We start from the raw sequence: 12,068 nt of genomic DNA, 5'->3' as shown, positions 1-12,068 counted from the left end.
ATCTATGCCTAAGTTTTTTATAGACAGACCAATATTTGCGTGGGTAATTGCCATAATTACCATGCTTGCTGGTCTTTTGGCACTCATCAAACTGCCTGTTGCACAATATCCAACGATTGCACCGCCAGCGATTTCCATCTCTGCGGTCTATCCAGGAGCTGATGCAACCACGGTACAGAATACTGTAACCCAAGTTATCGAACAGAATATGAATGGTATCGATAACATGGTTTATATGTCTTCAACCAGTGATTCTGCAGGTATGATGAATATCACGCTGACCTTTGAAGCTGGTACTGACCCTGATATTGCGCAAGTCCAAGTGCAAAATAAATTGCAATTGGCAATGCCTCTTTTACCTCAGGAAGTACAACAACAAGGGATTAGTGTCGATAAATCTTCTAGTTCATTCTTAATGGTTGCAGGTTTTATCTCTGGTGATGGCTCGATGTCACAAGATGACATCGCCGACTATGTAGGTGCAACAATTAAAGATCCATTAAGCCGTGTCACAGGGGTGGGTGAAACGCAGTTATTTGGTACACAATACGCGATGCGTATTTGGTTAGATCCAGATAAACTGGTGAAATATAACATGACCACACTTGATGTTATTAATGCGATTAAATCGCAAAATAACCAAGTGGCGGCAGGTCAATTAGGTGGTACGCCACCAGTGCCTGGTCAGCGTTTAAATGTATCTATCATTGCGCAAACTCGACTTAATACACCTGAGCAATTTGCTGATATTCTGATGAAAGTCAATCAAGACGGTTCACAGGTTAAGCTAAAAGATCTGGGTATTGTTGAGATGGGGGCTGAAAACTACAGCACGATTGCTCGCTTTAATGGCTTACCTGCAGCAAGTATTGGTATTAAACTGGCAACAGGTGCTAACGCCCTTGATACCGCAACAGCAGTACGTGCGGCACTTGCTGATATGGAGCCATTCTTCCCTTCTGGATTAGAGGTCGTTTATCCTTACGATACAACACCATTTGTTAAGATCTCTATTTTTGAAGTGGTTAAAACGCTCGTTGAAGCCATTATGCTGGTATTTGTAGTCATGTATCTGTTCTTACAGAACTTCCGTGCTACATTAATTCCAACCATTGCTGTGCCCGTCGTATTATTAGGGACTTTCGCCATATTGTCCGCGTTTGGCTATTCGATAAACACCTTGACGATGTTCGCGATGGTACTTGCCATCGGTCTACTGGTTGATGATGCTATCGTTGTAGTAGAAAACGTTGAACGTGTGATGCAAGAGGAAGGACTGTCACCTAAAGAAGCGACACGTAAGTCTATGGGACAAATCCAAGGTGCATTGGTGGGTATTGCCCTCGTGTTATCTGCGGTATTTATTCCAATGGCATTCTTTGGTGGTTCAACGGGTGCGATTTACCGACAGTTCTCAGTTACTATTGTATCAGCGATGGTGCTGTCTGTTTTCGTGGCATTGATTTTAACCCCTGCACTTTGTGCGACATTGTTAAAACCAATCCCGAAAGGCAGCCATGGTGTACAAACAGGTTTCTTTGGTTGGTTTAACCGCGTTTTTGAAAAAAGTAGTCACCACTATACAGACAGTGTTTCTCGTACACTGCGTGGTACAGGTCGTTACTTACTGATCTACGTCTTACTTGTTGCTGCTATGGCAATTATGTTTGTGCGTTTACCGGCGTCTTTCTTACCAGAAGAAGACCAAGGGGTCTTACTGACAATGGTTCAGTTGCCCGCTGGATCAACCCAAGAGCAAACTCAAGACGTATTAGCACAAGTCAATGACTACTTTAATACTAAAGAAAAAGATGTGGTTAAGTCGGTCTTTACCGTCAGCGGCTTTGGTTTTGGTGGTCAAGGTCAAAACATGGGGCTTGCTTTCGTCGTATTAAATGATTGGGATGAGCGTAAATCAGACCAAGACAAAGTCCCTGCTATTGTCGGTCGTGCTAACCAAGCTCTTTCTCAAATTAAAGAAGCCTTTGTTTACTCCTTTAATATTCCAGCGATTGTTGAGTTAGGCTCTGCAGGTGGTTTTGAATTCGAGTTAATCGATAATGCCAACCTGGGACACGAAAAACTCATGGAAGCAAGAAACCAATTGCTTGGAATGGCAGCACAAGAGCCACAAATGTTGACGGGTGTGCGTCCTAACGGTCAAGAAGATACCTCTCAGTATCGTCTTTATATCGACTTAGAAAAAGCACAAGCTCAAGGTGTTGCGGTCAGTGATATCTACTCAACATTAGGTACGATGTTTGGTGGTAGCTACGTTAACGACTTTATCGACCGTGGTCGTGTGAAGAAAGTTTACGTTCAAGCAGAATCACAATTCCGCATGTTGCCACAAGATATTGCTAATCTTTATGTTCGTAACAATGCGGGTCAGATGGTGCCTTTCTCATCCTTCATTGATACTAGTAAAGATCCTTGGTTATATGGCTCACCACGTTTAGAGCGTTATAATGGTTTACCAGCTGTCCAGATCCAAGGTAGTGCAACACCGGGACAAAGTAGTGGTGATGCAATGCTAATGATGGAACAACTCGCCAGCAAATTACCAAGTGGTATTGGCTACGAGTGGACGGGTATGTCATACCAAGAACGTCTATCAGGTAACCAAGCGCCAGCACTGTATACTATTTCATTAATTGTAGTATTCCTTTGTTTGGCGGCACTCTATGAGAGTTGGTCAGTGCCTTTCTCAGTTATGTTAGTCGTACCTTTAGGGGTCATTGGTGCATTGGCATTTACTACATTGAGAGGGCTTGAAAACGACGTTTACTTTAAGGTTGGGCTACTTACCACCATTGGGTTATCGGCGAAGAACGCCATATTGATTGTCGAATTCGCCAAAGACTTAATGGAAAAAGAGGGTAAAGGGCTAGTAGAAGCGACGTTAGACTCCGTTAGAATGCGTCTACGTCCAATTCTAATGACATCGTTAGCCTTTATGCTTGGGGTTATTCCTCTGGTATTAAGTAACGGTGCAGGCTCCGGTGCGCAAAACTCGGTAGGTACAGGGGTATTCGGTGGTATGATTGCCGCGACATCCCTTGCTATTTACTTTGTTCCTATTTTCTTCGTTGTGATCCGCAGAAGGTTTGCGAAGAAAAACGAAGACTTAGAGCACCCAAACTATCCGCACCAAACTAAGTAATCACTATGCTATACCACAGCCAACATAATTTGTTGGCTACCCATCAAAAAGGTCGCTTAGCGGCCTTTTTGTTTTATTTTAATTTTTCGTGTTAATCCCGCCCCTTTATATTGTTATCAATTAAAGAAAAACATATCCCTAATCAATAAATCAGTTTAATTTTTTTCTTATATATGACTTTTTGTCAAATTTAACGCACTATTTTTTATTAATATCAGCTTATCACCAAGACTATTTAGCGATATAAGACATTTTTAGCAAACAAATACTAGGATAATCATCAAGTTAATTATCCTTACTTTTACGCTTCTCAACTAAATTTTTACGAAAATAGACAAATTTCTATCGCTCAGATAGTGACTTATGCAATAATAGTGCTATATTAAGCGTACAGTACTTTTATTTTGTACACTTTTTCAACTTGCATTGAATGTAGTTTCGTATTTAAATACCTTTTTCAAATTACACCATTACTATGTAGAAATAATAAAAACAATTATTAAACATTATTGGTATATGAATAAAATATAAAGTTGCTGTTTATTTTAAGATTGTTTAATTAATTCATTACTGAATTAAGCCGCAAGCTTCATTAATAGCTAATTTATCAGTATTAATTATTAGTGTTTCTTTAGCATAATTCAGTCACAATAAGCTATGGACGAATATTCACCAGAAAAAATAGATTTAGCTGAATTGTCATTTTTATGTGAAGAGCTATTACAGCAAGCATTAAGCTCATTAGATAAAGGTACCGCAGTTTGGAACAATGATCTAAGTAGCACAAAAAGCGTTGACCTTAATGCCCTAATTGATCACATTATGGGCTTTAGTTGGCTGTTTAAGATAAAATATCCTGATAAACACGCTATTAACACTTTAATGGAAGAGTGCATAGAAGAGACTTATCGGTTATTCGGTAGTGACTCCATTTCCTACTCGGAATTGAATAATTGGAAAGAGTTAAACTATTCACTGTTAACGCTTATCGATAAAAATCCTAAAAGTTATATCAAGTAAATTAAATTACCTTTAGTTTTATTTAAATTATAGAGAAAAGACAACATGACTAAAACAGACTATCTAATGCGTTTAAGAAAATGCACCTCAATCGAAACCCTTGAAAGAGTGATTGAAAAGAACAAATATGAACTGACCGATGATGAGTTAGAGCTATTTTATTCAGCTGCAGACCATCGCTTAGCAGAGCTAACCATGAACAAACTTTATGACAAGATCCCAGCATCTGTTTGGAAATTTGTAAGATAATCGTATTAGCAAGTAACCATTAGTATCCTCTTATTTTTACTATCTCTTTATAGTAATTGGGTTAATAGTTCTTATTTTTAGGTATCGTTTTATTCATGCTTTTTTAATAAGTAAAATGATTACACACTATCATGCCGTGCTTATAACGGCATGACGGCATAATTCTTACAACTTCTCTTATTATTCATCTATAACGCGTAGGCGATAATAGGTGAAAGGCATTCTGTTTCTTATTAATTCACCAAACCCATATTGAGAGTAAATATAGTTAAAAAAACTATTAATTAAACAATATGTAAATAGAAATATGTTTAGATGCAAACGTTCAACGATACGATTACGATGAAGAAAGTAACTGGATAAAAAATAGCGGGATTGCAATGCAGAAATTGGGTGGGGCCTTGCCAGCGACATCCCGGCACACACGACACCTGCCATGGCTGCTTCCTTCCGGACCTGACCGAGTTAACAAGTTAGTGTTGCGGGAGAACCAACAAGACCCCATAGATTGTCTTATTGCTAAGACGATATGCATTATCTTTTAAAGCTATCCAAATAGCAAGGAAAGCCCAACCAAGTGCTGATAAATTACTCAATAAGGCCTTATTCTTTGCCAAATTCTTTCAATTTATACCCTCTATTAGCTAACATCGCGATTGATCCCCTATCAAATAAGGTGTTACGGCATTTTTAGCAAAATATAAACAGCAGATTATTTTTTTATCCGATAGCGGATTGTATATAATCAAAACTATAAAACATAATCTATCCGATGATATATAGGTAAACTATGAGCCAGGCATTAAAAAAACTTATCAACTTAATGGAGCTTGAAAAAATAGAAGAAGGCCTATTTAGAGGTCAAAGTGAAGATTTAGGTTTACCACAAGTCTTTGGTGGACAAGTTGTTGGCCAAGCTCTTTATGCGGCAAAACAAACAATTGCTGATAATCGCTATGTTAATTCATTTCACAGCTATTTTTTACGACCTGGTGATAGCCATAAGCCTATTGTTTACGATGTGGAATCTATCCGTGATGGTGGCTCATTTAGTACTCGTCGCGTCAGTGCTATTCAACAAGGTAAGCCTATTTTTTATATGACCGTCTCTTTCCAAGAGTTTGAAGAAGGCTTTGAACATCAAGATATGATGCCTGAAGTCCCTTTTCCAAATGACTTGATCTCTCAAGATGAGATATTGAAAAAACTTGCCCCAAAATTACCCGAACCTCTAAGAACACTCGCATTAAGAGAAACACCTTTTGAAGCACGCCCCGTGCAATATTTTAGCCCGTTTGGTTATGAGAAAGCACCTGCGGAACGTTATGTTTGGTATCGTAGTCGCGGAGAAATGCCATCTGATCCTTTCCTACACCAATACTTATTAGGTTATATCTCTGATTTTGATTTTTTACCCACCTCACTGCAACCTTATGGTTTAGGTTTTATGGATCCGAGTTTACAAGTGGCTACCATCGATCATTCCATGTGGTTCCATCGCCCATTTCGTGTTGATGACTGGTTACTTTATGCTATTGAAAGTCCATCAGCCTCAGGTGGTCGCGGATTTGTGAGAGGAAAAATGTTTAATATGAGTGGGCAACTAGTTGCCTCTTCTGTTCAAGAAGGTGTTATCCGTCAAAAACGAATAAAATCTAACAAATAACGCGGTGAGAATATTCCCCCCTCTGTTGAGGGGGAATAGACCATTACTGCTCGTACGCTCTTTCTCCATGAGTGGTTATATCTAATCCATCATGCTCTTCTTCTTGTGAGACACGCAATCCCACTAGCTTATCGGCAATTTTAAAGGCAATGTAAGCCACAACACTTGACCAAATAAGCGTAATCACAACACTAAATAATTGAGTTAGCACTTGCTTATCTAACGTCATATGTTCGCTATAACCAATGCCCCCTAAAAATGAAGCCGTAAATATGCCCGTTAATAAACAGCCCGCAATACCACAAGTACCATGAATACCAAAAACATCACAGACATCATCTGCTTTTAACCAACGTTTAAGAACCACAACCCCCCAAAGCCCGATGATGCCAGCAATAATACCAATAACCAAAGCACCAATAGGGCCTACGGTTCCCGCGGCTGGGGTAATAGCAACTAATCCCGCAATACATCCTGAACAACTACCTAACATAGAAGGTTTCCTTCTCACTAGCCATTCAGCAAATGTCCACGCAAGAACTGCACCTGCGGTAGCTACAACTGTATTTAAAAACGCCAATGCAGCAATACCATTAGCGCTCCCTGCAGAGCCTGCATTAAAACCAAACCAACCAATATAAAGTACCGCTGTACCAGTAAAGACCATAGGTAAATTATGTGGTTTAATCGCAGTATGTTGATAATCACCTCGTTTACCTAGTAAGTAAGCACCAACAAGCGCTGCTACAGCGGCATTAATATGGACAACCGTTCCTCCCGCAAAATCTAATGCTCCATCATCGATAAGCCAACCACCTTCTCCCCATACCATATGGGCAATGGGAATATATGAAAAAGTAAACCAAATAACAGTAAAGATAAGCAGTGCTGAAAAACGAATACGTTCACCTAATGCGCCAACAATCAGGGCCACGGTGATCACCGCAAAAGAGCCTTGAAATACAACATGCACATATTGATTAATTTCACCAGCAACAGAATCGACTGAAATATTATTGAGAAAAGTAAGTGACCACCCACCCCAAATCTTATTTCCAGCAGTAAACGCCAAACTATAGCCAAACATAATCCAAAGGATAATCACTACACTGAAAATCAACATCACTTGCGTCATTAGTGATAATACATTCTTACTGCGTAGTAACCCGCCATAAAAGAGTGCGATACCGGGAATAGTCATAAAAAACACCAATGCACTACAGATCAGCATAAAACTGTTGTCCGCTTTATCTATGTCTATTGTGGTGGCTCCGATAGCTAACTGAGGTAATAAAAAGTATGTAAGTGCTAACGTAAAAAAATAACTAATAAATCGTTTCATTTGTTAGCTCCTCTACAAGGCTTCTTCACCAGACTCTCCTGTACGAATACGGATCGCCTGCAATAACTCTAAAACAAAAATTTTGCCATCTCCTACTTTACCAGTATCAGTAACTTGGCTTATGGCTTGTAGCACAGGCTCTAATTGCCCATCACAAACCGCTAATTCTATTTTTACTTTAGGAAGAAAGTTAACTTCATACTCAGCTCCTCGATAAAGCTCGGCATGTCCTTTTTGTCGCCCATATCCTTTTACTTCACTGATTGTCATTCCATTAATCCCAAGCTCAGAGAGTGACTCTCTTACATCTTCTAATTTAAATGGTTTAATAATCGCGATGATATATTTCATATAATTGCTCCATACGGTTTTAGAAAGCGCCATACTGATAGAGCAAGAGATATGCCAATACTTATTTCATTGATAAATAAATAAAAAATAAATATCACTCACTAACTTAGTGCAATAAATGCTCTTATCATGTCCACAATGCTAAAAATTAGGGCAATAAAAAACCCAGCATTGGCTGGGTTAGGATAAATGGAATTTAGATTATATCACTCAACAACGGCTGGCTCTTGAACTTGTAATGACTCTTTAACTTGTTGTAATTGGTACATATTGTAATAGCGACCTTTTTGTGCCAATAGTTGTGCATGTTTACCTTGCTCAACAATCTCACCACGATGAAGCACTACAATTTCGTCAGCATCGATAATGGTTGAAAGGCGATGAGCGATAACAATTAATGTGGTTTTTTCTCTTATTTCCGTAAGGGCTTTTTGAACAGCTTGCTCTGTACCCGAGTCGATATTTGCCGTTGCCTCATCTAAGATAAGAATACGGGGTGGAAATAATAATACTCGAGCTAATGCTAATAACTGTTTTTGTCCCGCGGATAAGCGACTACCCTGTTCACCTAAGGGGGTTTCTAAACCATCAGGTAATGTTTTTACCCAGCTATTTAATTGTACAGTTGCTAATACTTGCCATAAGTGAGCTTCAGAGCAGTGACGCCCTAAAGTAATATTGTCACGCAAAGTGCCTGATAATAAAACAGGATCTTGCTGTACCATCGCAATACCGCTTCTTAATGCCTGATGGGAATAACTTTCTAATGGATGGTTATCTAAGTAGATATGTCCTTTCTGCCATGGATAATTTCCCATAAGCAAACTGGCTAAGGTACTTTTTCCACTGCCAGTATGCCCCACAAAAGCGACAAAGTGGCGAGCAGGTATATCAAGATTAATCTCTTTTAATACCCACTGCTGTTTTAGATACGCAAACCACAAGCCGTTAATGGCTATATCTCCTTGGTTAATGGTATAGCTTGCATTGCCATATTGCTGCATTGGGGCGTCCATTAATTCAAAGACTCGTTCACCGGAAACAACCGCTTGTTGTAATAAAGATTGTTGAGACGTCAGAGTAATAAGAGGTTCATTAAGACGACCTAAATAGCTGATAAAAGCATAAATTACTCCAACACCAATCACAGCACTACCTTGATATCCAAACAGTATCAATAAGCCACATAGCACCAATGCAGAGAGCATACTGAGTAACGGGCGCAATAATAACCCGTCAAGTTTTAGTGCTTTCATACGTGCTTGATAATGTTGCCAGCTATCATCTGACATTCTCTTACCGAAGCGAGCTTGTTGACGAAATTGCTGGATAACCGACATACCATTAATCACTTCATGAAAGCCATCATTAATATTGGCAAGATAATGACGCACATTGCGGACAATCGGTGTACTTAGCCGTTGATAAAGCATCATCACACCAATAACCGCAGGGAAAATCGTCATCGCCACTAATGCCATTTGCCATTCGAGTAGAAACATAGCGATTAACATCACAACCACCAATGCTATAGCACGAAATAGAGCAGGAAAGACGTTAACAAATAGATCTTTGATAGTTTCTGTATCATTGGTAACACGAGAAATCAGCTGTCCTACAGGCTGATTATCAAATGCACTTAATGGCTGTTTTAGCGCAGCACTCATCACATCTGCTCGTAACTGTTGTACCACCCCAACAGCGGCATAATTAAAGACGATTGTTTGGTAATAGTGCAATAGTGCCGCAATAATTTGTAATAGAATAAAAGCAGCAGCAAGACCTAATGCGCCTCGCCATTCAACTTGATGAGTCGCTACTTTAGCATCAATAAAATAACTAATAAGTAAAGGTCCACCCACTTCTGCAATCGCTGCCACCCATAACATCACCACACCTAATGTCATCGGTTTGCGATAGGTTTTGCCATAAGCTAATAATCTTTTTAAGGCCGGCAATAACGTTTTAATGGATTTATTATTATTTATCGTCATCTAATGCGGCCTCGAGTTGTTGATAATGGTACATATCTTGATACCAACCTGGCATTGCAATAAGTGTTTGATGAGTACCTTGCTCTATGATTTCGCCTTGTTTTAATACCAATATATTTGTTGCATCAACCAGTGCAGATAAACGGTGAGCACTAATAATAATGGTTTTCTCTTTACGCCATTGAGCCAGATTTTGTAAGATCTGGTATTCAGTTTGCCCATCAACGGCTGATAGCGCATCATCTAATAACAAGATTTCCGCATCTAACAGTAAAGCTCGAGCAATGGAAATGCGTTGCTTTTGTCCCCCCGAGAGCATGACCCCTTTTTCACCAACTTGAGTCAGATATCCTTCGGGTAAATTTAAAATATCATCGTGAATATTGGCGATTTTGGCTACTGCCTCTATCTCTTCTTTGGTAGCATCAGGGCGTCCTAAGGCTATATTTCCGGCAATCGTATCCGAAAAAAGAAACGGTGTTTGGTTGACAACAGCAAGTCTTCCCCGCCATTCATCCAATTTTAATTGGTAAAGGGGGACAGATTGAAAACGAATATCCCCTTCACTGACATCATATAAGCGCTGGATCAGCGCTAACAAAGTGCTTTTCCCCGCCCCAGTCATACCGCAAATACCCAACATCTCACCAGGAGAGAGTGTAAAATGAATGTTTTTTAGTACATCAACTTGCTGTTTGGGGTAATGAAACGCTTTAATATCTACCGCTAAAGTTCCTTTTTGATGCATTGGTGATAATTGACCATCAACCATAGCCGGTTGCTCATTGAGTAATGCATTGATCCTGCTATAAGCCGCACTACCACGCTCAACAATATTAAACATCCATGCCAGCGCTAACATAGGCCAAATCATTTGCCCTAAATACATTACAAAACTGGTTAATTCTCCCAATGTCATCGTGCCATTGAGAACAAAATAACTTCCTCCCGCCACAGCAAGTAAGTTAGCAAAACCAATTGCCATAAAAATCGTGGGGTCAAACAATGCATCGACTTTTGCCACTCGCATATTTTGTCGACCCGTCTCTTTTGCAACCGTTTCAAAACGTGAAGCATGTTGCTGTTCAAGACCGAAAGATTTGATCATACGAATGCTACTTAAACTTTCTTGCGCTTGATTATTCAATGAAGAAAATAGTGCTTGTGCACTTTTAAAGCGGTGATGTAGTTTATCGCCATAGCGTTTAATTAATATTGCCATTAATGGCATAGGTAACAATGAGATAAGTGTCAATTGCCAACTTAACTGAATACTCATCATCACTAACACCGCAAGTCCCATTACCATAGAGTCAACAAGGGTTAACACCCCTTCCCCTGCGGCAAAAACGACTTTATCAACATCATTAGTGGTACGTGCGATTAAATCACCCGTGCGATAGCGTTGATAAAAAGCCGATGATTGAAGGCTAAGTTGGCGATAGATTTGCATACGTAATTTCACCGCCAGTTGGTAAGAAGCACCAAATAACCACAGTCGCCAAATATAACGTAATAAATAGACAGCAAGGGCGATCAATACCATGATCCCGATCCACCCCATAATTTGCTGAAAAGACAGGCTATGGCTATCAACACCATCAACAATAATCCCGACGATTTTCGGAGGGATCACTTGTAGAACGGCGATAACCATCAATAAGAAAATAGCACCGACATAACGACGCCATTCGCTGATAAAATACCAACTGAGCTGTGAAAATAGAGCCACGCCTTAAATCCTAAGGTTGTACAAAAATAAAAGTGCCAGTTGGTAAAGAGGGATCTTATTCAGGTATCGGCATTGCCGTTGTGTATTTAATTTTTTCCATTGCAAAGTTAGAAGTTACGTCAATAAGCCCAGGAACGCCGTTAACCATGCGTTTGTAAAATTGGTCATAACTTTTCATGTCTACAACTTCAACATGCATTAGATAATCACACTCACCCGCCATTCGATAGAATGTCAGTACTTCTGGCATTTGCTTAACGAATGATACAAATTGTTCATACCACTCGCTATTATGTTGCTGTGTTCTTATCATAACAATAACTGTTAAGCCAAGCCCAATTTTTTCGCTGTCGAGTAATGCAACACGTTTACGAATATACCCTTCATCCTCGAGTCTTTTCAATCGTTTCCAGCAAGGTGTTGAGGTTAGGTTAACCGCCTCTGCCAAAGTATTCAGTGAGAGGCTTGAATCTTCCTGTAATAGCGTTAATAGTTTTCGGTCAATCTTATCTAACATAAATACTCCTTTAACATATGCCCCTACAAAAAAT

The 12,068-nt window shown here is 39.5% G+C and carries 9 protein-coding genes and 1 other RNA gene; 4 read left to right on the top strand and 6 right to left on the bottom strand.

Annotation, left to right across the window (positions count from 1 at the left end; translation table 11 throughout):
* Positions 1-4: 4 nt before the first annotated feature.
* The 3 genes from HMPREF3129_RS15250 to HMPREF3129_RS15240 all read left to right on the top strand — a co-directional run bounded on the left by HMPREF3129_RS15250 (position 5) and on the right by HMPREF3129_RS15240 (position 4,432).
* On the top strand, positions 5-3,163 hold the full coding sequence (locus HMPREF3129_RS15250; protein ID WP_070487116.1) for an efflux RND transporter permease subunit: 3,159 nt from the start codon (positions 5-7) through the stop codon (positions 3,161-3,163).
* A 657-nt stretch (positions 3,164-3,820) separates the two neighbouring features.
* Positions 3,821-4,183, top strand: a complete 363-nt coding sequence (tomB, locus tag HMPREF3129_RS15245; RefSeq protein WP_004245073.1) for an Hha toxicity modulator TomB — start codon at positions 3,821-3,823, stop codon at positions 4,181-4,183.
* 45 nt (positions 4,184-4,228) lie between these two features.
* The gene (locus tag HMPREF3129_RS15240; protein WP_004245074.1) at positions 4,229-4,432 is read left to right on the top strand and encodes an HHA domain-containing protein; all 204 of its coding nucleotides are present in this window, start codon (positions 4,229-4,231) and stop codon (positions 4,430-4,432) included.
* A gap of 399 nt (positions 4,433-4,831) precedes the next feature.
* On the opposite strand, the gene ffs is transcribed toward HMPREF3129_RS15240, so the two are convergent.
* An RNA gene (gene ffs, locus HMPREF3129_RS15235) (signal recognition particle sRNA small type) lies at positions 4,832-4,928 on the bottom strand.
* Between the two features lie 294 nt (positions 4,929-5,222).
* On the opposite strand from ffs, the gene tesB reads away from it, so the two are divergent.
* Positions 5,223-6,098, top strand: a complete 876-nt coding sequence (gene tesB / locus HMPREF3129_RS15230; RefSeq protein WP_012367483.1) for an acyl-CoA thioesterase II — start codon at positions 5,223-5,225, stop codon at positions 6,096-6,098.
* A 43-nt stretch (positions 6,099-6,141) separates the two neighbouring features.
* Here the strand turns inward: tesB and amtB are convergent, their stop codons facing one another.
* From amtB to HMPREF3129_RS15205, 5 genes are all read right to left on the bottom strand, one after another.
* Complete coding sequence (gene amtB, locus HMPREF3129_RS15225) at positions 6,142-7,440, bottom strand: ammonium transporter AmtB (protein ID WP_036919786.1); 1,299 nt, start codon at positions 7,438-7,440, stop codon at positions 6,142-6,144.
* 12 nt (positions 7,441-7,452) lie between these two features.
* On the bottom strand, positions 7,453-7,791 hold the full coding sequence (locus HMPREF3129_RS15220; RefSeq protein WP_004247234.1) for a P-II family nitrogen regulator: 339 nt from the start codon (positions 7,789-7,791) through the stop codon (positions 7,453-7,455).
* A gap of 206 nt (positions 7,792-7,997) precedes the next feature.
* Entirely contained in the window at positions 7,998-9,785 is a 1,788-nt protein-coding gene (locus HMPREF3129_RS15215) for a SmdB family multidrug efflux ABC transporter permease/ATP-binding protein (RefSeq protein WP_004247233.1), read from the bottom strand.
* Positions 9,772-11,517 carry a SmdA family multidrug ABC transporter permease/ATP-binding protein gene (locus HMPREF3129_RS15210; RefSeq protein ID WP_004245079.1) on the bottom strand — a complete coding sequence of 582 codons (1,746 nt, stop codon included), beginning with the start codon at positions 11,515-11,517 and terminating at the stop codon, positions 9,772-9,774. Before HMPREF3129_RS15210 ends, HMPREF3129_RS15215 begins: the two co-directional genes overlap by 14 nt.
* A 55-nt stretch (positions 11,518-11,572) precedes the next feature.
* Positions 11,573-12,034: an Lrp/AsnC family transcriptional regulator gene (locus HMPREF3129_RS15205; RefSeq protein ID WP_004245080.1), complete on the bottom strand. Its 462-nt coding sequence runs from the start codon at positions 12,032-12,034 to the stop codon at positions 11,573-11,575.
* Between the last annotated feature and the right edge of the window lie 34 nt (positions 12,035-12,068).

It is taken from the genome of Proteus sp. HMSC14B05, from assembly GCF_001808035.1.
Classification (GTDB): Bacteria; Pseudomonadota; Gammaproteobacteria; order Enterobacterales; family Enterobacteriaceae; genus Proteus; species Proteus mirabilis.
The sequence above is the reverse complement of the archived record's forward strand: the minus strand, read 5'-3'. Positions and strand labels throughout refer to the sequence as shown.